We start from the raw sequence: 23,883 nt of genomic DNA, 5'->3' as shown, positions 1-23,883 counted from the left end.
TCGGTACGTCCAGTCGCCGAGATCGCGTGACTCGACCGGCGAGACGGTACGCACGGGCCTTCAGGAACCGCCCCGGATGGCGGCCACCTGCGCGGCCTCAGTCGGTGAGGTCCACCGTGCGGCCGCCCTCGGCGCCGATCTCCTGCACGATCTGGTCGCTGACATCGGCGGTGATCGTGGAGTCGACGGTCAGGGCGATGAGCGCCCTGCCCCCCTTGGCGTCCCGGGCGACCTGCATCGAGGCGATGTTCACCTGGCGCTCGCCGAGGATCTTGCCGACGATGCCCACGATGCCCGGCCGGTCGGCGTAGGTGAAGAACGCCAGGTGGTCGGTGGGCTCGATCTCCATCTGGAAACCGTTGACCTCGACGATCTTGGTGATCTGGCGCGGGCCGGACAGGGTGCCCGACACCGAGACCGTGCGGCCGTCGGCCAGCACGCCCCTGACGGTGACGACGTTGCGCCAGTCGGGGCTCTCGTCGCTGGTGACCAGCTCCACCGTGACCCCGCGGTCCTTGGCGAGCAGCGGCGCGTTGACGTAGGTCACGGCGTCCTCGACCACGTCGGTGAACACGCCCTTGAGCGCGGCCAGCTCCAGCACGCGCACGTCGTGGGCGGCGATCTCACCGCGGATCTCGACGTCGAGCCGGGTGGCCACCTCCCCGGCGAGGGCGGTGAAGACGCGGCCGAGCTTCTCGGCCAGCGGGAGACCGGGCTTGACGTCCTCGGCGACGGCGCCGCCCTGGACGTTGACCGCGTCCGGCACGAACTCTCCGGCGAGCGCGAGCTTGACGCTCCGCGCCACCTGGGTGCCGGCCTTCTCCTGCGCCTCGTGGGTGGAGGCGCCAAGGTGCGGGGTCACCACGACGCTGTCGAGCTCGAACAGCGGGCTGTCGGTGCAGGGCTCCTTGGAGAACACGTCGATGCCCGCCCCGGCGAGCCTGCCCTCCTTGATGGCGGCGTACAGCGCGCCCTCGTCGACGATGCCGCCACGGGCGACGTTGATGATGCGGGCCGACGGCTTGACGGTGTGCAGCTCCTTCTCACCGATGAGACCGACGGTCTCCTTGGACTTCGGCAGGTGAACGGTGATGAAGTCGGCCTGCTTGAGCACCTCGTCCAGGGAGACCAGACGCACGCCCATCTGGGCGGCGCGGGCCGGCTGGAGGTAGGGGTCGTAGGCGATGAGCTCGACCCCGAAGGGCGCGAGGCGCTGCGCGACGAGCTGGCCGATGCGGCCGAGCCCGAGGATGCCGATGACCTTCTCGTCGAGCTCGACACCGGTGTACTTCGAGCGCTTCCACTCCCCGGCCTTGAGCGCGCCGTGGCCCTGGGCGACGTTGCGGGCGCTGGCGAGGATCAGGGCGACGGTGTGCTCCGCGGCGCTGACGATGTTCGAGGTCGGGGCGTTGACGACCATGACACCGGCCTTGGTGGCGGCCTCGACGTCGACGTTGTCCAGGCCGACCCCGGCTCGGGCGACGACGCGTAGACGGCGCGCGTGGGACAGCGCCTCCGCGTCCACCTGGGTGGCGCTGCGCACGATGAGAGCGTCCACCTCGGCGATGGCGGGCAGGAACTGCGACCGGTCGGCACCGTCGGTGTGACGGACCTCGAAGTCGGCCCCGAGCACGGCGAGACCTGCTTCGGAGAGCTCCTCTGCGACCAGGACGACGGGCTTGTTCACTGGTGGGTCCTTTGGGAAGTGCGGATGCACGGACAAGGTTCGAGTCTATCCGCGCTTGTGAAAGCACTCACGAACGTCCGCCATACGAGACATCGGCGCGTACCCATCTAAACTAGATTCCACGCGCAAGCCGCCATCTTGGTATTGATCACAACATTTCTTGACGATTAGGCTGATAAGCTGTGTCCCACTACCTATCGTTTGTCGTATGAGCATCGGGAACCCCGCTCTCGGAGAAGTGCTCGCGCAGCACGGCAGCCCGCACCGGCTACTGGCGGCTCTTGCCGAGTGGGGCATCCTGGTGGCCGTGCGGCCGGACCGCTCCGTCGTGCTCGGCACGACGCAGGCCGGTGAACGTGTGCTCCTCGGGTATACCGGCCCGAACACCTACGCGCGGCACCGCGGCAACCACTCGCTGTCGGCCTGCGACGCCGACACCATCCTCGACATCCAGCGCGTCACCGGTGTGCGGGAGATCGTCATCGACGCGGCCGGGCCCGCGGCGGCAGCCGTTCCGATCGAGGACCTCCAGCGGTACCTCGCGTCGACCCGGAGCGGGCAGCACGCGCCCGCCATGTCCAGCGCGTCACCGACCGCCTACGCCACCGGCGCCATGGCGACGGTCTCGCGCCAGACCACGGTGCCGAGCATGCCGGCTCTGGGGCGGAACGAGATGCTCGCCGCGGCACCCGTGCCGCACAGCGCGCCGGACGCGCCCGCGATGCCGTGGATCCCCGCCCCGCGACCCCACCTGTCCGGCCCCATGCAGCAGGTGGATCCGGGCTACAAGCGGTGTGTCCATCCGATCCTCCCGGCACTGCGCGTGGCGATCTCCGAGTTGCTCCGCGACTTCCCCCTGGTGCACCACGTGTGGATCTCCGAGGCCCGGACCGTCTCCGGCTCCTCAGGGATCATGCTGCACGTCAAGGTGCACATGAGGGCGGCCGAGGACATCGTGAGGGATCTGCACCGCATGGTCCGCGCACGGCTGCCACAGCTCGCCGCGAGCGAGGCGCCGGTGCTCATGGCCCGCGTCGCGGACGCCAACACCGAACGCCGCATGATCGAGCTCGGCGCGCACGTCGTCTGCGCCGACGTCTCGGACTCCTGACGGCTCCAGGACCGGCTCAGCCGCCTCCGGGCGGCCGAGCCCGGACCGGGCGTCTCCACGACCGCCGGACATCCCCTTGACCGCACGGGCGAGGACACCTGGACCGCCGGGGACCACCGCACGGGCGAGGACACTTGGCCCGCCGGGGACCACGGATCGGCCTCGTGTATCGATGGCGATGCCCGGATATGAGTGCCGTTAGGCCTAGCGGCCAAACGCTCACTGGGCTGTAATTGCGCAATGATCCCATCGACCACGGCGCGACCGGCCGCGGCCGTCTCGCGAGGCGTGCGGCTTGGATACGGTGTGGGCTCGTTCTGCACCGCGACCTTCGGCGCGATCCCGGGCCTGCTGCTGCTGTTCTACATGACCAACTTCCTCGCGGTTCCCGCGTGGCTGGCCGGCGTGGTGGTGTTCGCCCCCAAGGCGTGGGACCTGATCATCAACCCGCTCGTGGGCCAGTGGTCCGACCGCACGGTGTCCCGCTGGGGCCCCCGGCGGCCCTGGCTGCTCGCCGGCGCCGCGGTCCTCCCGATCGGCTTCGCGCTGACCTTCGCGGGGCCGCCGTTGAAGGGAATGCCCGCCGCCCTGTACGTCGGCGTCTTCTTCCTGATCGCGGCCACCGGCTACGCGCTGTACGAGGTCCCGTACAAGGCCATGCCGGCCGAGATGACCGACGACTACCACGAGCGGACCTCGCTGCTGCAGTGGCGGATGATCTTCATCGCCCTGGCGGTGGCGCTGGCCGGCATCCTCGCGCCCGCCATCGCCGCACGCTCGATCGACGGTTACCGCCAGATGGGGATCATCTTCGCGGCGGTCCTGCTCGTCTCCATGCTCGCCACCTTCTTCGGTACGGCCCGCGCCCCACTGACGGGCAGCTCGGAACCGGAGGTCAACCTCAGGGCCCAGCTCGCGGCGGCCCGGGCCAGCCGCCCGTTCATGTGGCTGCTCGGCCTGTCCAGCGCGCAGACGCTGGCAGCCGGCGTGATGCTCGCGGGAGCCCCGTACTTCGCCACCTACACGCTCGGCGATCACTCGGCCACCAGCACGCTGTTCGCGGCGCTGGTGGGGCCGATGCTGATCACGATGCCCCTCTGGGTCTGGATCGCCCGCAAGATGGACAAGCGCGGCGCCATGCTGCTCGCCGGGTCGCTCTTCCTCACCGGAGCGCTGCTGTCGGCGCTCACCCCCGCCTTCGGTGTGCTCTACGCCCACCTCACAGTGGTGATCGTCGGCGTGGGATACGCCGGCCTGCAGCTTCTTCAGTTCTCCATGCTGGCCGATGTGATCGCCCACGACTCGGCCACGAGCGGTAAGCGCAGGGGCGGCGTCTTCACCGGCCTGTGGACGGCCGTGGAGAGCGCGGTGAGCGCGTTCGGCGCCCTCATCGTCGGTGCGGTGCTGGCGGCCGGCGGCTTCCTGTCCTCCGACCCCGAGCACCCCGTCGCCCAGCCCGAAAGCGCCCTCACCGCCGTCATCGTCGCCCAGGCGATCATCCCCGCCATCATCGTCCTCATCGGCATCCTGATGACCCGTAAGTACGACCTGACCGCCGACCGGCTGGCCCAGGCGACGCCCGCCCAGGTCACGCCGCCCGGTGCCCCCGTGTGACCCCGCTGCGCGCGGACGCCGCCGGGCTCCTGGAAGTGACGCCCCGAACTCAACAGATCCCGCATATTCTGGACACCTTGCCCGTGCCAGCCTGATACTCGGGACATGAGCTCGACGCACCCGCCTGTGCGCGCCTCCGATGGAGACCGTGATCGCGCGATCAGCGAGCTCCGCGATCATGCCCTCGAAGGACAGATCTCGCACGACACCTTCCTTGGACGCGTCGATCGTGCGCTGCGTGCCCGCAGTCAGGTCGAGCTGACCGACCTCGTCTCCGACCTTCCGCCCTCCGGGAAGTGGCGGCGCAGGCTGACCGAGGCCGTCGCATCGGTCTCCGACCTGACCACGCGCATCGAGACCGCGTGGCGCCGCCCTCGCCTGCCCAGGCTGGCCCTCCCCGGTGACAGCCGCACGCGCTACGTGGTGGGCCGGGGCTCCGAGTGCGACCTGGTCCTCACCGACCTGACCGTGTCGCGCGTGCACGCCGAGCTGCGCCGCGACAGCGAGGCCTGGCTGCTCGTCGACCTCGGATCGCTCAACGGCACCCGGTTGAACGGGTGGCGCCTCGTGGGGCCCGCGCACGTCCGGGCGGGCGACGAGATCTCCTTCGGCGAGTGCGCGTTCCTCGTGTCCGTGCCCCAGTAGGACCATCCGGATACGGCAAGAGCCGGGCGACGGGGCCAGGCGGCTGCTAGAAATCAGACAAGATACGAATATTTCCGTATTGCCGTCTGGTCAATGGTTCTCGATGATCGCGGCATGATCCGGGCCATCTATCCCTGGAGGAACCCGTGCGGATGCCCCGACGACCGGCCGGACTGCTGGCGGCAGTACTCCTGACCCTTACCGTGACCTGGGCATCGGGCGTTCCCGCCGGCGCCGCCGACCCCACGCCCGGCGTGACCGACCTGGTCAAGGACATCGACCAGATCCTCAGCGCCTCGAACCTGGCCGTGGCCCGCTCCGGCGTGGTGGTGAGAAGCGCCGAGACGGGCGAGCAACTCTACGCCCAGGACACCGGGAAGATCTTCCTCCCCGCCTCCAACGCCAAGTTGCTGACCTCCGCCGCGGCGGTGGACACCCTGGGCCTCGACTACCGCTTCACCACGAGCGTGCTGAGCTCCGGACGCCGCGTGGGCTCCACCCTGGCCGGTGACCTGTACCTCAAGGGGACCGGCGATCCGACCATGCTCGCCACCGACTACGACGCGCTCGCGGCCAAGGTCGCCGGCTCGGGCGTCAAGCTCGTCGCGGGCAGGCTGGTCGCCGACGACACCTGGTTCGACGACGTCCGGCTCGGCACCGACTGGGCGTGGGACGACGAGCCGTACTACTACGCGGCGCAGATCTCCGCGCTCACCGCGTCTCCCGACACCGACTACGACGCCGGCTCGGTGATCGTCTCGGTCGCCCCCGGCGACGCGGCCGGCGCGCCCGCCAAGGTCACCACCACGCCGGAGACCGACTACCTCAAGATCGAGAACCGCGCCACCACCGGCGCGGAGACCGACGTCCTGGTGAACCGCCTGCACGGCACGAACAAGGTCGTGATCACCGGCACGGTGGCGGAGGAGTACGACGAGTGGGTCACCGTCGACGACCCGACCGGGTACTCCGCCTCCCTGTTCAGGAAGGCGCTCGCCAAGCACGGCGTGCGCGTCCTCGGCACCACCGGACGGGGCGCGACGCCGGCCGCCGCCACCAGCGTGGCGCAGAAGGAGTCGATGCCGCTCAGCGAGCTGCTCGTGCCCTTCATGAAGCTCAGCAACAACATGCACGCCGAGATCCTCACCAAGGCCATGGGCCGCAAGGTCTCCGGCAAGGGCACCTGGGACGCCGGGCTGGCCGTCACGCTCGGATTCGCCGCGAAGAACGGGGTCAAGGCGGTGCGGCTGCGCGACGGCTCGGGCCTGTCCCGGCTCGACGGCGTGACCCCCGGCGATCTCGCGGCCTACCTCATCGCCATGCGGTCGAAGCCCTGGTACAAGACCTGGTACGACGCCCTGCCGATCGCCGGCAACGCCGACCGCCTCACCGGCGGGACCCTGCGCAGCCGCATGGCAGGCACCCCCGCGGCCGGCAACGTGCACGCCAAGACCGGCTCGCTGACCAGCGTCACCGGGCTCTCCGGGTACGTGACCAGCGCCGACGGCGAGCCGTTGGTGTTCTCGATCCTGACCAACAACTACCTGTCCGGCAGCCCGAAGACGACCGTGGAGGACGCCATCGCCGTCCGGCTGGCGCGCTTCAAGCGTGACACCCCTGTGGACGCCACCGTGCAGCTTAGGACCGCGACCCCCGAGGGCGCCGACGCCGATCTCGAATGCTCCTGGCTCAAGCCCGTCCAGTGCTGACCCCGGCCGCCGGGGAGACCCGGTGACGCCGCACTCCGCACGACGGCCGCGATGACACGGCCCTGACACCGGACGCCACCGGCTCCGCCCCGCGCGATACGGGACGGAGCCGGTGGCGTCCGCAGTGTTCGGCCAAAGCGCTCAGGCCAGAAGGGTTGCTCCTCCTTCGCGGCGCTCAGGCCGGAAGGCTACTTCTCCTTCAGCCAGCTCATCATCGGACGCAGCTTGGCCCCGGTCTTCTCGATGGGGTGCTCGGCCAGCTCCTCGCGGTACTTGCGGAAGTTGCTCTGGCCACTGTCGAACTCGTCCACCAGCTCGCGGGCGAACTCGCCGGACTTGATCTCGCCGAGGATGCGCTGCATCTCCTTCTTGGTCTCCGAGGTGACGATGCGCGGCCCGCGCGAGTAACCGCCGTACTCGGCGGTGTCGGAGACCGACCAGTACATCTTGGAGATGCCGCCTTCGTACATGAGGTCGACGATGAGCTTCATCTCGTGGAGGCACTCGAAGTAGGCGACCTCGGGCTGGTAGCCGGCCTCGATCAGCGTCTCGAAACCGGTCTTGATCAGCTCGGAGACGCCGCCGCACAGCACGGCCTGCTCGCCGAACAGGTCGGTCTCGGTCTCCTCGGTGAAGGTCGTCTTGAGCGCGCCCGCGCGGGTGCCGCCGATGGCCTTGGCATACGACAGCACGAGCGGCCACGCCCCGCCGGTCGCGTCGCGCTCGACGGCCACGAGCACCGGGACGCCGCGGCCGGCGGTGAACTGCCGGCGGACCAGGTGACCCGGGCCCTTCGGCGCCACCATGGCGACGTCGACGCCCTCGGGCGCCTCGATCAGGCCGTAGCGGATGTTCAGTCCGTGGCCGAAGAACAGGGCGTCGCCGTCGACGAGGTTCGGCGCGACGTGCTCGGTGTAGAGGTGACGCTGGATGTGGTCGGGCGCGAGGATCATGATGAGGTCGGCCTCCTCGGCGGCCTCCCCCGGTGCGAGGACGCGCAGACCGTCGTTCTCGGCCTTCTCACGGCTCTTGGAGCCCTCGGGCAGGCCCACCCGGACGTCCACCCCGGAATCGCGGAGCGACAGCGCGTGGGCGTGGCCCTGGCTTCCGTACCCCAGCACGGCCACGTGCCGGCCCTGGATGACCGACAGGTCGGCTTCGTCGTCGTAGAAGATCTCAGTCACTAGCTTGCCTTTCGTGAATTTCGTATGGCTCGCGCCCGCACGCCTACGCGCTGCGGTCCAGGGCCCGGAGCGAGCGGTCGGTGATGGACCGGGCGCCGCGGCCGATGGCCACCATGCCCGATTGGACGAGCTCCTTGATACCGAACGGCTCCAGCACCCTGATGAAGGCGTCGAGCTTGTCCGGTGTGCCGGTGACCTCGATGGTCACCGCGTCCGTGGCGACGTCCACGCAGCGGGCGCGGAACAGCTGCACGAGCTCGAGAACGTGGGACCGGGTCTCGGCGTCGGCCCTGACCTTGATCAGCGTCAGCTCGCGCTGCACGGACTGGGAAGGGTCGAGCTCCACGATCTTGATCACGTTGACCAGCTTGTTGAGCTGCTTGGTGACCTGCTCCAGCGGGAGCTCGGCGACGTTCACGACGATGGTCATGCGTGACACGTCGGCATGCTCGGTCGGCCCCACCGCGAGCGAGTCGATGTTGAATCCGCGCCGGCTGAACAGCGCGGCGACCCGGGCAAGGACACCCGGCTTGTTCTCGACGAGAACCGACAGCGTGTGGCGGCTCATGCGTTCCCTCCCATGAAACCCGTCAGGCGGCCGCTGCGCGCGACGCCGAGGCGGCTCGACCGGCTCACGAATCCTCCTCGTTGTCCCACACGGGAGCCATGTCCCGGGCGATCTTGATCTCGTCGTTGCCGGTTCCGGCCGCGACCATGGGCCAGACCATGGCGTCCTTGTGGACCACGAAGTCGATGACCACGGGAACGTCGTTGATCTCCATGGCCTTGCGGATCGTCGCGTCGACGTCCTCGGGCCGTTCGCACCGCAGGCCGACGCATCCGTAGGCCTCCGCCAGCTTGACGAAGTCGGGGATGCGGCGGACGGACTGCAGGTCGGTGTTGGAGTAGCGCTGGTTGTAGAACAGCGTCTGCCACTGCCTCACCATGCCGAGGTTGCCGTTGTTGATGACGGCCACCTTGATCGGCACACCTTCGAGCGCGCAGGTCGCGAGCTCCTGGTTGGTCATCTGGAAGCAGCCGTCGCCGTCGATGGCCCACACCGTGGCGTCGGGCAGGCCCATCTTCGCGCCCATCGCCGCCGGGACCGCGAAGCCCATGGTGCCCGCGCCGCCCGAGTTGATGAACGTGCCGGGCTTCTCGTAGGTGACGAACTGGGCGGCCCACATCTGGTGCTGGCCCACGCCGGCCAGGTAGTAGGCGTCCGGGCCGACGATCTTGCTCAGCCGCTCGATGACGTACTGGGGGGCCAGCGAGCCGTCCTCAGGCTGGTCGTAGCCGAGGGGGTAGGTCTCCTTGTACCCGTTCAGCACCGCCCACCAGGCGGTGTAGTCACCGACGCGGCCCTCGTCGTTCTCGTGCTTCACCGCCGCCACCAGGTCGACGAGGACCTCGCGGCAGTCGCCCACGATCGGAACGTCGGCGTGCCGGTTCTTGGAGATCTCGGCCGGGTCGATGTCGGCATGGATGATCTTGGCGAAGGGGGCGAAGGTGTCGAGCCTGCCCGTCACCCGGTCGTCGAACCGGGTGCCCAGCGCGATGATCAGGTCGCTGCGCTGCAGGGCGCCCACGGCCGCCACCGTGCCGTGCATGCCGGGCATGCCCAGGTGGTGGGGGTGGGTGTCGGGGAAGGTTCCCCTGGCCGTCAGCGTGGTCACCACGGGGATGCCGGTGAGCTCGGCCAGCGCGGCCAGCTCCGCCGACGCCTGGGCCTTGTGCACGCCGCCGCCCACGTAGAGCACCGGCCGCTTGGCCTCGACCATGAGGCGCGCGGCCTCCCTGATCTGCTTGGAGTGCGGCCGGGTGACCGGGCGGTAGCCCGGAAGGCGCATGACGGGCGGCCAGGAGAAGGCGGTGGTCGCCTGGAGCGCGTCCTTGGAGATGTCGACGAGCACCGGTCCGGGACGGCCGGTGGAGGCGATGTGGAAGGCCTCGGCGATGATCCGCGGGATGTCGTCGGCATCGGTGACGAGGAAGTTGTGCTTGGTGATCGGCATGGTGATGCCCGAGATATCGGCTTCCTGGAAGGCATCGGTGCCGATGAGCGGCGCCGCGACCTGGCCGGTGATCGCGACGATCGGCACCGAGTCCATGTAGGCGTCGGCGATCGCGGTCACGAGGTTGGTCGCACCGGGGCCGCTGGTGGCCATGCACACCCCGACGCGGCCGGTCGCCTGGGCGTACCCCTCGGCGGCGTGGCCGGCGCCCTGCTCGTGACGTACGAGCACGTGCCTGACCTTGGCGGAGTCGTAGAGCGGGTCGTAGGCGGGCAGGATCGCACCGCCGGGGATCCCGAACACCGTGTCGACCCCGACCTGCTCCAGCGCCCTGACGAGGGCCTGCGCACCTGTCATCTCTTCGGTCATCGGCTCGTTTCCTTGCGTGGCTGAGCTGGGTGTGGCCATAAAAAATGCCCCGCCCGCCGTGGGAGGCGGTGCTGGGGCTGCGCGCAGGCTGGGGACTATTCGTCAGCGACCCGCGCGCCGGCGAAGTACTACACCCTCAAGCCGTGCTCGCATGAGCCCGGCAATGAGGTTCCCAGTGATACGCATGCCCGCAACGATAGCCCCTCACGGGGCCGACGTGTCAAATCCCCGGACACATGTCTCACCATATGGGATGTCGGACGCTGGTCGTCACGCGGTGTTCTGCAAAGGCGACAGGTTCGTGCGCATGAGCGAGTCGACGCCCCTGGCCGCCATCGGCCTGGCCACGAGGTATCCCTGGCCCCGGGTGCAGCCCATCTCGCGCAGCAACTCGAGCTGTTCGGGGCGCTCGATGCCCTCGGCCACGACGATCAGGCCGAGATCGTGGCCGAGCCGCACGATCGTGCGGGTCAGCAAGGTGAGCGTCTCGTCACGTCCGAGACCCGAGACGAAGGAAGGATCGATCTTGATGATGTCGACGGGCAGCTGGCGGAGCAGGGCCAGCGACGCGTACCCGGTGCCGAAGTCGTCGATCGCGAGCCGCACGCCGAGGGCACGCAGCTCCGACAGCCGGTTGATGATCTCCTCGGCGTCCTCGACGAGCATCTCCTCGATCACCTCCAGGGTCAGAGCGCTCGCCGGAAGCCCGCTCTCTGCCAGGGCCGCCTCGACCGTCTCCACGAACCGTGGGGCGGTGATCTGGCGGCTGGACAGGTTGAGCGAGAGCCCGATGTCCCAGGACGACGCCCGCCAGTTGGCGACCTCGCGGCAGGCCTCCCGCAGGATCCACTCGCTGAGGGGGACGATCAGGCCGGTGTCCTCGGCGGCGCCGAGGAACTGCTGAGGCGGCACGAACGTGCTGCCGCGCCACCAGCGCACCAGGGCCTCCACCGCCGTGACCCTCGACGTCGCGAGGTCGACCACCGGCTGGTACTCCACGGCGAACTGCTCGGCCAGCAGCGCGCGCTGAAGGTCGGCGGCGAGCTCGAGCCGGCGTACGACGTCGGCGTGCATGTGTGCGGCGAACACCTCGACCCGGCGCCCGCCGAGCTCCTTGGCCCGGGCCATCGCCACGTCGGCGTTGCGGATGAGGTCGCCCGCCGGGACGCCGTCCTCGGCGAACGCCACCCCGACGCTCGCGGTCAGCGCGATGTCGCGGTCGGCCACCCGGAACGGCTCGGAGGAGACCGCGCGCACCAGCCGCTCGGCCAGGTCGATGGCGGACTGGGCGTCGGCGGTCCCCGAGCTCGCCGAAGGACCGGAGCCGCCCGAGCTGCCCGACTCCAGCAGCACCGCGAACTCGTCGCCGCCCCAGCGGGCCAGGGTGTCGTCGGCGCGTACGGCCGCGCGCAGGCGCCGGGCCGCCTGGCTGAGCAGGTAGTCGCCGCCGGCGTGGCCCACGGAGTCGTTGACGCCGGTGAACCCGTCGAGGTCGAGGAAGACCACGGCCGTGCCGCCGAGCCCCTTGCGGGCCAGCACCTCCCGGGTGCGCTCCTCGAAGTAGGCACGGTTGGGCAGCCCGGTCACGCCGTCGTGGAAGGTCAGGTGGGCGACCTGGTTGCGCAGCGCCACCTGGTCGCTGACGTCGCGCGTGGAGATCAGGACCAGATCCTCGACGTCGCCAGGATGCCGGGTGGCGACGGACTCGGCCGGCCGCCAGGTGCCGTCGGCGGCACGCACCCGGCAGGAGACGCGGCAGGCACCCTGGCGGTCGGCCGAGGACTCCTCCTCGGCCGTCATCGCCCTCAGGGCCGCCTGGACGGCGGGGGCGTCCTCCGAATGCACGTAGTCGAGGATCGAGCGCCCCACCAGCTCCTGGGGGCGGTAGCCGTACATGGCCTCGACCCCGGAGCCCATCTCCTGGATCACCCCGTCGTGGTCGCAGACGAGGACCACGTCTCCGGCGCTCTCGGCGAGGTGGACGAGCTGGCGCTCGCCCGACTCGACGGTGCCGCGCATGCTCACCGTCTCCAGCGCCAGCACGAACACCTTGGCGAGCAGCACCACGACGATGGAGCCGACGACGATCGGCAGCACCGGCATGGGCTCGTCGGGACGGCCGGCGAGCACGCGGACGACCAGGACGACGGTGGCGATCCCGGCCAGGGCGAGCGGCGCGCCGTCGACCACGGCCGAGGGCGTCGAGCGCACCGGTTCGGCGCCGGCGCGGCCCCCCCATGGCACGGCGGCGAGCAGCAGGAAGGCGGCGGGGGCCACGATGCCCGTGATCAGCGCCGGGGTGCCGCCGGCGGTCAGCCGCCCGATCGCCGTGGCCATCTCCTCGACCGTGATCGCCGCCAGGACGGCGAGCGCGGCGATGCCGATGCGCCGCCCGGCGGATCGGGCGGCCAGCGCGGCCGGGGCCACGGCGCAGATGACGAGCAGGCACACCACCGGCAGTACCAGGGTGCTCGGCTCGTCGGCCTTGGAATACACCGGCCCGAGCAGCAGCACCCAGCAGATGGCGAACAGGGACGCGGCGCTGATGTAGGCGCTTGTGACGTAGTGGAGCAGCGACCTGCCGTACGCGGGCCGCCTCGCGGTGCGGCCACAGCCGATGCCGAGCAGAACGGTGCCCACGAGGAGCAGGACATCGGCGAAGGTCAGCACGAACGGCGTGCCCTCCGCGACCGGCCGCAGACCGACACCGGTGAGCCAGGTGATCGAACCCCAGGCGAGCCAGCGCCACGATGACGACTGGTGCCGCGAGGGCGGCCTGACGCGTGCCGCGGCGACGAAGAGTGAGACGGCGGCCACAAGGCCCGCCACCACCCCGGCGATGGCCGTGACGACGATGAAGGGTTTGCTGACGAGAAGGGCAGCCGCGAGGGCCACCGCGCCGAGCCCGGCGGCGGCGGTCAACGGGACCCTTGGGTCACGAAGGCCGTTCAATGTCGTCGCCCATGTGGCTCATCTCTGTCACGTCGCCAGTGTCGCGTCCGCGCGGCGGCGGAAGAGGCGACAACCGTTCAGTCGTCACCGATCTGATAACCGCCGTGATGCTTCCGAACGGTCGCGCGGCAAGATTCACGCTACGCATCCGAGGTCACGAGGCAGCCACGGTCTGGGTTTGCTTTCCTATCGTTACGAGTCAGAAAGTTGAGTCAAGCCGCTCAGTAGATGCCTGTGATCACGTTGTTCAGTGGTTCTCCGGACAGATATCTCAACATTTGAGACCGTACGAGCTTGCCTGCGCGCCGCACCGAGGCGGGGGTGCTGCCGGCCACATGGGGCGTGATGAAGACCCCCGGCGCCGCCCACAGGGGATGGCCGTCCGGAAGCGGCTCGGGGTCGGTCACGTCCAGCGCCGCCCGTATCCTTCCGCGTTCGAGCTCGGCGACCAGCGCGCCGGTGTCGACGACCGTGCCCCTGGACGCGTTCACCAGCACCGCGCCGTCCTTCATCGCCGCCAGGAACGCGGCGTCCACCAGGCCCGTGGTACCGGAGGTCGAGGGAACCAGCAGCACCACCACGTCGGCCCCGGGGAGCAGGGCGGGAAGCTCCTCCTGCCCGTGCACGCCTTCGCGGGCGGTCCTCGCCACGCGGACGACGTTCACCTCGAACCCGTCGAGCCGGCGCTCCAGCGCCTGGCCGATGGAGCCGTACCCGACGATCAGCACGGTGGCGTCGGCCAGCACGCCCGTGTGGTGGTAGGACCAGTGGCCGTGCCGCTGGGCGTCCGCGAAGGCGGGGAAGTCCCGAAGTACGGCGATCATCGCGCCCACGGCCCACTCGGCGGTCCCCGCTTCGTGCACACCCCGCGCGTTGCACAGGATGACACCCTCGGGCAGGTGCGGGCGGTAGGCGTCCACACCCGCCGTCACCGTCTGCAGGAGGCGGAGCTTGGCCATGCGGCCGAGAATCTCGGGAGTCTGGCGCGGCGGCATCAGCGAGGGGATCCACACCTCGACGTCCTCGGCACCCTCAGGCGGCCGGGGGCCACCGTCGTACATGACGCACTCCACGTCGGGCAGATCGGTCAAGACGTCGACGATGGCCTGCGAGGGAGCCCAAATCTTCATGACCGTTAACCCTAACGATCGCTCGCGGGGCCGGGAACCTCACGCCCGAGGCACGAGTATGGAGTCACGGAGGAGGTCCGATATGTCGAACGATTCGTTTCGTCCCACCGGTGGGCCACACCGGCGCACCACCGCCGCCGGGCGCGCGGTCGCCGGGGTCACGGTGGCCGTTCTGCTGGCAGGGTGCACCCCGGGGACCGCGGAGCGCCAGGACGGAGGGGGAACGCCGGCCCCGGCGGCGAGCGCCGTTCCGCAGCGGGACCCGGGGTCCCCCCGCACGCTCGTCGAAGGGCTGTCGGTGCCGTGGGCCATCGCCTTCCTGCCCGGTGGCGACGCGCTGGTGACCGAGCGGGATTCCGCGCGGCTGCTGCGCGTGACCCCGGCGGGGAAGACGAGCCAGGTGGGCGTGGTGGAGGGGGTGTCCCCGAGTGGGGAAGGCGGCCTGCTCGGCGTGGCCGTCTCCCCCAAGTTCTCGCAAGATCACTATATTTTCGTGTATTTCACGGCGGCGACCGGGAACCGCATCGTGCGCTACCGCTACGAGAACGGCTTGGCCGACCCGGTGACGATCCTCAGCGGCATCCCCAAGGGGGGCATCCACAACGGCGGGCGGCTCGCCTTCGGCCCGGACGGCTACCTGTACGCGTCGACGGGCGAGACCGGTGACCGGCCCCTCGCGCAGGCCATGGGCTCGCTCGGCGGCAAGATCCTGCGCATGACCGTCGACGGGAAGGGGGCCCCGGGCAACCCGTTCCAGAACGTGATCTGGAGCTACGGCCACCGCAACGTCCAGGGCATGGCCTGGGATGATTCGGGTCGTATGTACGCCTCCGAGTTCGGTCAGAACACCTACGACGAGGTCAACGAGATCAAGAAGGGCCAGAACTACGGGTGGCCCGAGGTGGAGGGGTTCGGCGGCAAGGACGAGTACGTCGACCCCCTGCTGACCTGGTCCACCGCTGAGGCGTCCCCCTCCGGCATGGCCTACGCGGCCGGATCCCTGTGGGTGGCGGCGCTGCGTGGAACGCGGCTGTGGCAGGTCCCGTTGTCCGGCGACGGCCGCGCGGGCAAGCCCGTCGCCCGGTACGAGGGCGAGTACGGGCGGCTGCGCGCCGTGGCGACCGCACCGGACGGCACCCTGTACGTGAGCACCAGCAACAAGGACGGGCGAGGCTCGGCCAAGGAGGGCGACGACCGCATCCTGGTCATTCCGATGAAGTGACCCGGACCGGAACCTGCCGGTGCCGGCACGATGGAGGCGGCCCGCGCCCGGAACCGTCGGCTGCCCGCGCCGGCGCCGTGGGGGGACCAGGTCCGAGTGGTCAGTCGCCGGTGTCGCCGTCGATCGTTCCCTCGGGACCGGGGAGCTCGACGGCGTCCTGGCCGCTGGGCCCGCCGCGTCTCGCCGGCGGGGAGGACCGCGCCTGCTCACAGATCACCTTGGCCTGCGGTTCGTACACCGTGGTCTGCGGGCGGTCGCGCTTGACGACCTTGCCGTCCTTGTAGAAGACCCGGGTCAGGGTGACGGTGAAGCCCGGCGCGCCCTCCATCGGCAGGCAGCCGGGGCCGCTCTCCGACCTGGTCTCCGGCTGGGTCACGTCGGACCGCTGAGAGGTCTCGGCCTCGACGCGGTCGTACTGCCTCGTGCTCCACAGGGCCACGGTCACGGAGGTGCCGGTGTACGCGGTCTTGATCAGCACGCCGTACTCCGAGTCGTTCCGCCAGCGCAGGTCCTGGTCGGGATAGCTCACCGCGGCGTCCTGACCCGGCAGGTAGCGCCGGACGTGGAACTGGTGCGGGGTGTGCTCGACGTCCTCGAGCCCGGCAAAGTAGGCGGCCATGTACATGGTGGTGGCGAGCTGGGAGACCCCGCCGCCCATGGTGATGGCCAGGTGGTCGTCCACGATCGCCTGGGCCGGCACGAAGCCGCGGTCGGCGTCCGGCGCCTTGATGACCTCGTTCAGCGAGAACGTCTCCCCGGGCTTCACCACGATGCCGTCCACCAGATCGGCGGCCTTGTGGATGTTGACGACCCTGGCGACGCAGCACGGGAAGGTCGTCGTGGACTCGTGGACCTTCTCCTTCACGCCCAGCTTCACGGCGGCCTCGTCGGTGAGGGTGGGCTGGATGATCGCGAGGGACACCGGGATCGTACGGCCGCCTCCGTCGGTGATCACCTTGGCCACCGCCGCGGCCAGTTGCGTGGCGTCGACGCCCTTGCCCGTGCGGGCGTGGACCAGCTTCGGGGCGCCGTTCTCGATGACGAATCCCGCCTCGCGCGGCGCCTCGGCGACCCCGACCAGCCTGGTCTCCAGACCTTTGACCGCCTTCCAGGCGTCGAACCGCGGGCGGACCACACCATGCTCGTCCGCCACGAACTTCAGGCCGGCCGCGATCACCTGCCGGGACAGACGCACCCGCCTGTCGCCGTTCACCAGGGTGATCGGCGCGGCCACCGCGCTGCGCGCCATGCCGAGCGCCTGGTCGAACGCCTCCCTGCCGGCCCTCGACCGCACGGGCGACACCGGAAGCGCGACGGATACCGGGGCGTTGACGAAGGCCCGCTTGATCGCCTCCGCGGTGGCCCCCTGGTCCAGGACGGCGCCGTCCTTGGGCGGCACGACCTGCGCCCTGACGCCCTTGTAGACGATCGCGCCCTCACCGGCCGGCCGATCGACCTGTTTGGCGACCTTGCGGATCCGCTGGGCGAACTTGGCGGTGTTCACCGAGATCCGCAGCGGCAGGTCGTTCTCGCCGGTGAGCGCCTGCCAGACGGCAAGGGGGGACGGGAACCCGGTCTGCGCGTCGGCGACCGTCGCCTCGACGTCTATGGTCAGCCCGGCGTCCCGCGGCTCCAGCACGTCGACGCGCCGGCCGTCCACCATGAGCCCGACGGGTTCCAGGTCCTTCCCGTCGAAACGCTCATGGAGGCGGTCGATCGCCTCGGTCTCGGTCAGACCGCCGATGCGCACGTCGGCGACGTGCGTGCCGGGCAGCACCCTGCCCCACATGTACGTGGCGGGGATCGCGTAGGCGAGGACGAACAGGAAGGCGAGCCCGCCCGTGACGAGCCACAGCGCGCGCCACCTGCTCCGGCTCTCCACCGGCTCCTGCGCGATCACGACGGAGGGCTCGGCCGTCAGGTCGTCACCGGTCCGGCGGACGCGCACGCTCGTGGTCATGGGCCACGGCTGGGGCGGAGGCGCGGGGGGCGGCAGGGTCCCCGGCTGGCCGGACGGCCCGTTGCCGGCGTGGGGTGGGGTCTGCGCGAAGATGTCGGGCGACACGCCGGGCGGGAGCGGAGAGACGCCCGGAGGAAGTTTCTTACGCCCGGCCGAGCGTCCGTTCGTCTGGTCGTTCGAAAACCGGCGGTCGGCGGGCGGCGCCACGGGGGACTCGGGGCGCACCGCCGCGAACGGGTCGGACGGCGGGTCGATGGACGATCCGGCGTTCCGCACGCCTTCGTCTCCTCCCGCTCCGTACCGATTCCCCCGCATCACCCTAAACCAACAACACTCCCAAATTCCGCTACATCGGTGGATGAATCACACCCCAGGTATCAAGCCTCTACCGCGGGAAAAGCCATCCCCGGCAACGAACGGACACCCCTCAGCACCACGGGCCCCGCGAGTGCTCGCGGGGCCCGTGGGAACGCCTACTCGGAGACGCCGAGCTTCTCCAGGATGAGCTCGCGGGCACGACCGGCGTCGGCCTTGCCGCGGCTGGCCTTCATCACACCGCCCACCAGCGCGCCCACCGCGGCGATCTTGCCGGAGCGGACCTTGTCGGCGGCGTCGGCGTTCGACGACAGCACCTGGTCGATGATCGAGGACAGCTCGCCCTCGTCGCTGACGATGCGCAGGCCCCGGGCCTCGACGACCTCGTCGGGGGACCCCTCGCCCGCGAGCACGCCCTCGAGCACCTGGCGGGCCAGCTTGTCGTTCAGTGCGCCGGACGCCACGAGCTCCACGACCCGGACGATCTGCGCGGGCGTGATCGGCAGGTCGGCGAGAGAGGTGCCGGACTCGTTGGCGCGCCGCGCCAGCTCGCCCATCCACCACTTGCGCGCGTCGGCGGCGGGCACGCCCGCCGTGACGGTGGCCTCGACCAGGCCGATGGCGTCGGCGTTGTGCATCGCCGCCATGTCGAGGTCGGAGACGCCCCACTCGGCCTGCAGCCGCCTGCGCCGCACGGTCGGCAGCTCGGGAAGCTCGGACCGCAGCTCATCGACCCACTCGGGGGACGGGGCGATCGGCAGCAGGTCGGGCTCGGGGAAGTAGCGGTAGTCCTGCGCCTCTTCCTTGGACCGGCCCGCGGTGGTCACCCCGGTGTCCTCGTGGAAGTGGCGGGTCTCCTGGATGATGCGGCCGCCGTCGGCGAGGATCGCCGCCTGGCGCTCGATCTCGCCGCGCACCGCCCGCTCGACGCTCCGCAGGGAGTTGACGTTCTTGGTCTCCGTGCGGGTGCCCCATTCGCTCGTGCCGCGGGGCATCAGCGAGACGTTCACGTCGCACCGCATGGAGCCCTCCTCCATGCGGACGTCGGACACGCCCAGCGTGCGCATCACCTCGCGGAGCTCGGTGACGTACGCCTTCGCGACCTCGGGGGCGAACCGGTCGGTGCCCTCGACGGGCTTGGTGACGATCTCCACCAGCGGGATGCCCGCGCGGTTGTAGTCGACGATCGAGTAGTCGGCGCCCTGGATGCGGCCGGTGGCACCGCCCATGTGGGTGGACTTGCCGGTGTCCTCCTCCAGGTGGACCCGCTCGATCTCGACCCTGACCGTCTCGCCGCCCACCTCGACGTCGAGGTAGCCATTGGTGCACAACGGCTCGTCGTACTGGCTGATCTGGTAGTTCTTCGGCATGTCCGGATAGAAGTAGTTCTTCCGGGCGAAGCGGCACCACTCGGCGATGGTGCAGTTCAGCGCGAGGCCGATGCGGATCGTCGACTCGATCGCCTTGTCGTTGGCCACCGGCAGCGCGCCGGGGAGGGCGAGGCAGACCGGGCAGACATGGGTGTTGGGCGGGGCGCCGAACGTGGTGGAGCACCCGCAGAACATCTTCGAGGTCGTGCCGAGCTCGACGTGGGTCTCCAGGCCGATCACCGGCTCGAAGCGCTCGAGCGCCTCGTCGTAGGGCATGACGGTGTGAGTGGTGGTCACAGGGACGGAGCCTCCTTCAGCAGCGGGCCGCCCCAGCGGTCCTCGAACGCCTTCTCGACGGCGGCGCCCACCCGGTAGCAGCGGTCGTCGCCCAGGACCGGAGCCATGATCTGCAGGCCGACCGGCAGGCCGTCCTCGTCGGCGAGGCCGCACGGCACGGAGATGGCGGCGTTGCCCGCGAGGTTGGCGGGGATGGTGCACAGGTCGGCGAGGTACATCGCCATCGGGTCGTCGGCACGCTCGCCGATCGGGAACGCCGTGGTGGGCGTGGTCGGCGAGACCAGCACGTCGACCTGGTGGAAGGCCGCCTCGAAGTCGCGCGCGATCAGTGTGCGGACCTTCTGGGCCGAGCCGTAGTAGGCGTCGTAGTAGCCGCTCGACAGCGCGTAGGTGCCGAGCATGATGCGCCGCTTGACCTCCGGGCCGAACCCGGCGGCCCGGGTCAGCGCCATGACCTCCTCGGCGCTTCGGGTGCCGTCGTCGCCGACGCGCAGCCCGTAGCGCATGCCGTCGAACCTGGCGAGGTTGGACGAGCACTCGGAGGGCGCGATGAGGTAGTAGGCCGGCAGCGCGTAGGAGAAGCTGGAGCAGGAGACCTCGACGACCTTGGCCCCCAGGGACTCCAGCAGGTCGACCGCCTCGTGGAAGCGGGCCAGCACGCCGGGCTGGTAGCCCTCTCCCCCGAACTCCTTGACCACGCCGACGCGCAGCCCTGCGATGTCGCCCTGGCGCGCCGCCTCGACGACCGGCGGCACCTCCGAGTGGATCGAGGTCGTGTCCATGACGTCGTGGCCGGAGAAGGCCTCGTGCAGCAGCGCCGCGTCCAGCACGTTGCGGGCGAACGGCCCCGGTGTGTCGAGCGAGGAGGCGAAGGCGATCAGCCCGTACCGCGAGGAGCCGCCGTAGGTGGGCTTCATGCCCACGATGCCGGTGACGGCGGCGGGCTGGCGGATCGAACCGCCGGTGTCGGTGCCGGTGGAAAGCGGGGCCTGGTAGGAGGCGACCGCCGCGCTCGAACCGCCCGAGGAACCGCCGGGGATCCGGCCGAGGTCCCACGGGTTGTGCGTCGGGCCGTACGCGGAGTTCTCCGTGGAGGAGCCCATCGCGAACTCGTCGAGGTTGGTCTTGCCGAGGATGACCAGGCCGGCCTCGCGCAGGCGCGTGGTCACCGTGGCGTCGTAGGGCGGGCGGTAGCCCTCGAGGATCTTCGACCCGGCGGTGGTCGGCATGTCCTTGGTGGTGAAGACGTCCTTGTGCGCGATCGGGACGCCGGCGAGCGGGCCGAGCTCCTCGCCCGCGGCGCGCCTGGCGTCCACCGAGCGCGCCTGCTCCAGCGCCGAGTCGGCGGCGACGTGCAGGAAGGCGTGAACCCGCGAGTCGACCTCGGCGATGCGGTCGAGGTGGGCCTGGGCGACCTCCACGGCCGACACCTCGCCCGAGGCCATCAGCGCGCCCAGCTCCGCGGCGGTCTTGCGGGTGAGACTCATGCCTCCTCCCCGAGGATGCGCGGGACGCGGAAACGGTCGTCCTGGACGGCTGGGGCGGCTGCCAGCGCCTCTTGCGGGGTCAGGCTGGGCCGTGCCTCGTCGGGACGGTAGACGTTCGTCAGGGGCAGCGCGTGCGAGGACGGCGGGATCTCGTCGGTGGCGACCTCGGCGACACGCGCGACCGCGCCGATGATGACATCGAGCTGGGCGGCGTAGTGCTCGAGCTCGGCGTCGGCCAGCGCCAGCCGGGACAACCGGGCGAGGTGAGCGACCTCGTCGCGGGTTATGGCGGACATGAGTCGTTAACCCGTTTCATGGATGGCAATTGGACAGTGTCATCCTAGGGCTCGTGCTCGAACGTGGCCGAACCATTAACCATGTTCTCCGAGCTCATGACCGCCCCTGTCACGCCAGGACCCAGTGGCACCTGCGTTCCCACCGCCGCCGGCCGCCCCGCCACGCTCCTAGAGGGCCCTGACCTGGGCGGGCTCGCACCTGCCGTACGTCGCCGCGCTGAGCCGCTCCTGGAGCCAGACGGTCATCTCGCCGGGGGGCATCGGCTCGCCGAACCGCCATCCCTGGGCGGCGTCGCAGCCCATCTCACGAAGGTGCTGGGCTACCTCCTCGGTCTCCACGCCCTCGGCCACCGACCGCAGGCCGAGGGAGCGCACCAGATCGACGATGGAGCGGACGATCCGCTCGTCGTCCACCGACTTGCCCAGCCGCTGGACGAACGAGCCGTCGATCTTCACCTCGTCGACCGGGAGGCGCTGGAGGCGGACGAGCGAGGAGTAGCCGGTGCCGAAGTCGTCGAGGGCGAGGGGGATCCCGAGGTCGACCAGGGCGCGCACCGAATCGGCGGTGTAGGCCTGGTCGGTCATCAGGATGCGCTCGGTCACCTCCAGCTGGATCGCCCCGGCGGGAAGCTGGAGCCGGTCGAGCCCGGCCTCAAGCTGGTCGGGCAGGGCCGAGTCGAGCAGGTCACGGGCCGACACGTTGACCGACACCGGCACCTGGAGCCCGGAGTGCCACCAGCATGCCGCCTGCTCCAGCGCGGCGTCGATCACGTGCTGGGTGATCTGCCGCATCAGGTAGGACTGCTCGGCGAGAGGGATGAAGTCGGCCGGGGACACCAGCCCCCGGTCGGGATGCCACCACCGCAGCAGGGCCTCCACGCCTTCGACCGCGCCCGAAGCGAGGGACACCTTGGGCTGGTAGTGCAGCACAAGCTCGCCCTGGCCGACGGCTCTGCGCAGGTCGCCGAGGAGGTTCAGCCGCTCGGGCGAGTTGCGGTCCTTCTCGGCGAGGTAGACCTCCACCCCGGTGCGTCCTTCCTTGGCGAAGTACATCGCCACGTCGGACCTCTGCAGGAGCAGCTCGAAGTCGGGCGCATGGTCGGGATACAGCGCGATGCCCACCGACGCGTCCACGTCGAACGTCATGCCCTCCAGCCGTACGGGCTCGGTGAGCGCCGCCCTGAGCCGGGCGGCCACCTCGCGGGCGGCGACCGCGTCGCGCACCGTGGGCAGCAGCACCGCGAACTCGTCACCGCCGAGCCGGGCCACGACGTCGCCCGGCCGCACGCTGTGGGTGAGGCGGTGCGCGACGATCTGCAGCAGCCGGTCCCCCACGGGGTGCCCGAGGGTGTCGTTGACCTCCTTGAACCGGTCGAGGTCGAGCAGCAGCAGGCCCACCCGCGCGTCGTCGCGGGCCTCGGCCAGCGCCTCCTCGGTACGCAGGATCAGCAGCTTGCGGTTCGGCAGGGCGGTCAGGCCGTCGTGCATGGCCTGGTGGTCACGGCGCACCGAGAGCGAGGCGGTGAGGTACATCGTGGCGAGCGGGGCGACGAACAGGGGGACCAGGGCGGGCGAGTGGCTCATCACGATCACGACCGGCGGGGCGAGGCCGAGGAGCGCGGCGTAGACCAGGCTCTGGTGCCCGATCGTCGTGCGGATCACCCGGAACAGCGACCGGCGCTCATGCAGCGCGACGGCCGCGCACACCAGGACGCCGCGTACGGCGAAGTAGGCCACGGCCGCCAGCGCGACCGCCGTGATGTCGGTGCCCCCGGGCACCCACGGCTGGACCGGATGGGGATGGTGCCCGAAGGCGCCGAGCACCACCGCCGCCGCCATGGAGGCCAGGCTCACCTGTGAGACGTTGAACAGCACCCGGTGCCAGGCCCTGCGGTGGACCAGGCCGCTCACGACCAGCGCGAGGGAGTGGATCAGCACGGCCACGGACAGGCCCTGGTAGAGGAGGACGGCGAAGGTGAACAGCGTCGAGGTGGCCGTGCCACCCGCCAGGCGCGAGGTGGAGACCACGATCGGCCGGAGCTCTCCCAGCACGACCAGGACCAAGAGCACCCAGAACAGCGACGTGCGCGTCAGGGTGGCCAGCTGGCCGAAGCCGAGCCGGACCTCGGCGACCATCAGCGCCGCTATCCCGGTGATGATGACCCCGGTCAGGTAAGTCCAGAGCGGGGAGAAGGGACGCGGTGCGGTGTCGCGCGTGTCGGATGGGTCCGTCATAAGCAAGTAAACCCCCAAGAGGTCACTATGGGAGGGTACGACCTCTGGGCCACTTCGCGAAACCGATTGGGCACGTTCCGTCACCGACAATTTCCAGCATCCGGCTCTTCCTGTTCGTGACCGGCGATGGTCACGGATGACGAAACAGGATGAGATGTTCTGATGGATCGTTACTACTTCTTTCGGTGACCACCAGGCTACGGACGGCTCGCGAAACCCGCTCGTCCAAAACCGGAAACGGCAGGGGCCGGGCGTCCACACGCCCGCTGCCCGGCTACGTGCATG

16 protein-coding genes are annotated in these 23,883 nt (G+C 70.3%); 5 read left to right on the top strand and 11 right to left on the bottom strand.

All coding sequences use genetic code 11. The features are described from left to right. Window positions 1-97 precede the first annotated feature (97 nt). Entirely contained in the window at window positions 98-1,687 is a 1,590-nt protein-coding gene (serA, locus tag ABD810_RS35570; RefSeq protein ID WP_344951310.1) for a phosphoglycerate dehydrogenase, read from the bottom strand. A gap of 208 nt (window positions 1,688-1,895) precedes the next feature. Between serA and ABD810_RS35565 the strand changes: the two genes are divergently transcribed. From ABD810_RS35565 to dacB, 4 genes are all read left to right on the top strand, one after another. Next, on the top strand, window positions 1,896-2,798 hold the full coding sequence (locus tag ABD810_RS35565; RefSeq protein ID WP_344951307.1) for a hypothetical protein: 903 nt from the start codon (window positions 1,896-1,898) through the stop codon (window positions 2,796-2,798). 240 nt (window positions 2,799-3,038) lie between these two features. After that, on the top strand, window positions 3,039-4,412 hold the full coding sequence (locus ABD810_RS35560) for an MFS transporter (protein WP_344951305.1): 1,374 nt from the start codon (window positions 3,039-3,041) through the stop codon (window positions 4,410-4,412). 105 nt (window positions 4,413-4,517) lie between these two features. Further along, window positions 4,518-5,057, top strand: coding sequence for an FHA domain-containing protein (locus tag ABD810_RS35555; protein WP_344951302.1), 540 nt, complete (start codon window positions 4,518-4,520; stop codon window positions 5,055-5,057). Between the two features lie 152 nt (window positions 5,058-5,209). Then, a complete protein-coding gene (gene dacB, locus ABD810_RS35550; protein ID WP_344951299.1) occupies window positions 5,210-6,766 on the top strand; it encodes a D-alanyl-D-alanine carboxypeptidase/D-alanyl-D-alanine endopeptidase in 1,557 nt (518 codons plus the stop codon). Window positions 6,767-6,954: 188 nt separating this feature from the next. Here dacB and ilvC read toward each other — a convergent pair whose 3' ends face one another. The 5 genes from ilvC to ABD810_RS35525 all read right to left on the bottom strand — a co-directional run bounded on the left by ilvC (window position 6,955) and on the right by ABD810_RS35525 (window position 14,416). Then, window positions 6,955-7,941, bottom strand: a complete 987-nt coding sequence (ilvC, locus tag ABD810_RS35545; protein ID WP_344951674.1) for a ketol-acid reductoisomerase — start codon at window positions 7,939-7,941, stop codon at window positions 6,955-6,957. Window positions 7,942-7,993: 52 nt separating this feature from the next. Further along, the gene (gene ilvN, locus ABD810_RS35540; RefSeq protein WP_344951294.1) at window positions 7,994-8,518 is read right to left on the bottom strand and encodes an acetolactate synthase small subunit; all 525 of its coding nucleotides are present in this window, start codon (window positions 8,516-8,518) and stop codon (window positions 7,994-7,996) included. A 64-nt stretch (window positions 8,519-8,582) separates the two neighbouring features. Next, entirely contained in the window at window positions 8,583-10,373 is a 1,791-nt protein-coding gene (locus ABD810_RS35535; RefSeq protein ID WP_344951290.1) for an acetolactate synthase large subunit, read from the bottom strand. 231 nt (window positions 10,374-10,604) lie between these two features. Further along, the gene (locus tag ABD810_RS35530; protein WP_344951286.1) at window positions 10,605-13,256 is read right to left on the bottom strand and encodes a putative bifunctional diguanylate cyclase/phosphodiesterase; all 2,652 of its coding nucleotides are present in this window, start codon (window positions 13,254-13,256) and stop codon (window positions 10,605-10,607) included. Between the two features lie 251 nt (window positions 13,257-13,507). Next, window positions 13,508-14,416 (bottom strand): 2-hydroxyacid dehydrogenase, encoded by a 909-nt coding sequence (locus ABD810_RS35525; protein ID WP_344951283.1) that lies wholly within the window; start codon window positions 14,414-14,416, stop codon window positions 13,508-13,510. An 82-nt stretch (window positions 14,417-14,498) separates the two neighbouring features. Between ABD810_RS35525 and ABD810_RS35520 the strand changes: the two genes are divergently transcribed. Continuing rightward, the gene (locus tag ABD810_RS35520; protein ID WP_344951277.1) at window positions 14,499-15,638 is read left to right on the top strand and encodes a PQQ-dependent sugar dehydrogenase; all 1,140 of its coding nucleotides are present in this window, start codon (window positions 14,499-14,501) and stop codon (window positions 15,636-15,638) included. Window positions 15,639-15,738: 100 nt separating this feature from the next. Here the strand turns inward: ABD810_RS35520 and ABD810_RS35515 are convergent, their stop codons facing one another. From ABD810_RS35515 to ABD810_RS35495, 5 genes are all read right to left on the bottom strand, one after another. Beyond that, a complete protein-coding gene (locus tag ABD810_RS35515; protein WP_344951275.1) occupies window positions 15,739-17,874 on the bottom strand; it encodes a VanW family protein in 2,136 nt (711 codons plus the stop codon). 197 nt (window positions 17,875-18,071) lie between these two features. Continuing rightward, window positions 18,072-19,616, bottom strand: a complete 1,545-nt coding sequence (gatB, locus tag ABD810_RS35510) for an Asp-tRNA(Asn)/Glu-tRNA(Gln) amidotransferase subunit GatB (RefSeq protein WP_425567015.1) — start codon at window positions 19,614-19,616, stop codon at window positions 18,072-18,074. Next, entirely contained in the window at window positions 19,577-21,067 is a 1,491-nt protein-coding gene (gatA, locus tag ABD810_RS35505) for an Asp-tRNA(Asn)/Glu-tRNA(Gln) amidotransferase subunit GatA (protein ID WP_344951270.1), read from the bottom strand. The genes gatB and gatA overlap by 40 nt, the downstream gene beginning before the upstream one ends. After that, the gene (gene gatC, locus ABD810_RS35500; RefSeq protein WP_344951267.1) at window positions 21,064-21,363 is read right to left on the bottom strand and encodes an Asp-tRNA(Asn)/Glu-tRNA(Gln) amidotransferase subunit GatC; all 300 of its coding nucleotides are present in this window, start codon (window positions 21,361-21,363) and stop codon (window positions 21,064-21,066) included. The genes gatA and gatC overlap by 4 nt, the downstream gene beginning before the upstream one ends. Window positions 21,364-21,531: 168 nt before the next feature. Continuing rightward, window positions 21,532-23,598: a putative bifunctional diguanylate cyclase/phosphodiesterase gene (locus ABD810_RS35495; protein WP_344951264.1), complete on the bottom strand. Its 2,067-nt coding sequence runs from the start codon at window positions 23,596-23,598 to the stop codon at window positions 21,532-21,534. Window positions 23,599-23,883: the final 285 nt, after the last annotated feature.

This window comes from Sphaerisporangium flaviroseum (genome assembly GCF_039537005.1).
Lineage (GTDB): Bacteria > Actinomycetota > Actinomycetes > Streptosporangiales > Streptosporangiaceae > Sphaerisporangium > Sphaerisporangium flaviroseum.
The sequence above is the reverse complement of the archived record's forward strand: the minus strand, read 5'-3'. Positions and strand labels throughout refer to the sequence as shown.

Coding starts and splice junctions, on each gene's coding strand:
- gatA (WP_344951270.1), bottom strand. CDS start 21,067: ATGAGTCTCACCCGCAAGACCGCCGCGGAGCTGGGCGCGCTGATGGCC.
- ABD810_RS35565 (WP_344951307.1), top strand. CDS start 1,896: ATGAGCATCGGGAACCCCGCTCTCGGAGAAGTGCTCGCGCAGCACGGC.
- ABD810_RS35525 (WP_344951283.1), bottom strand. CDS start 14,416: ATGAAGATTTGGGCTCCCTCGCAGGCCATCGTCGACGTCTTGACCGAT.
- ABD810_RS35495 (WP_344951264.1), bottom strand. CDS start 23,598: ATGACGGACCCATCCGACACGCGCGACACCGCACCGCGTCCCTTCTCC.
- ABD810_RS35555 (WP_344951302.1), top strand. CDS start 4,518: ATGAGCTCGACGCACCCGCCTGTGCGCGCCTCCGATGGAGACCGTGAT.
- dacB (WP_344951299.1), top strand. CDS start 5,210: ATGCCCCGACGACCGGCCGGACTGCTGGCGGCAGTACTCCTGACCCTT.
- ilvN (WP_344951294.1), bottom strand. CDS start 8,518: ATGAGCCGCCACACGCTGTCGGTTCTCGTCGAGAACAAGCCGGGTGTC.
- ABD810_RS35560 (WP_344951305.1), top strand. CDS start 3,039: ATGATCCCATCGACCACGGCGCGACCGGCCGCGGCCGTCTCGCGAGGC.
- ABD810_RS35520 (WP_344951277.1), top strand. CDS start 14,499: ATGTCGAACGATTCGTTTCGTCCCACCGGTGGGCCACACCGGCGCACC.
- ABD810_RS35535 (WP_344951290.1), bottom strand. CDS start 10,373: ATGGCCACACCCAGCTCAGCCACGCAAGGAAACGAGCCGATGACCGAA.
- gatC (WP_344951267.1), bottom strand. CDS start 21,363: ATGTCCGCCATAACCCGCGACGAGGTCGCTCACCTCGCCCGGTTGTCC.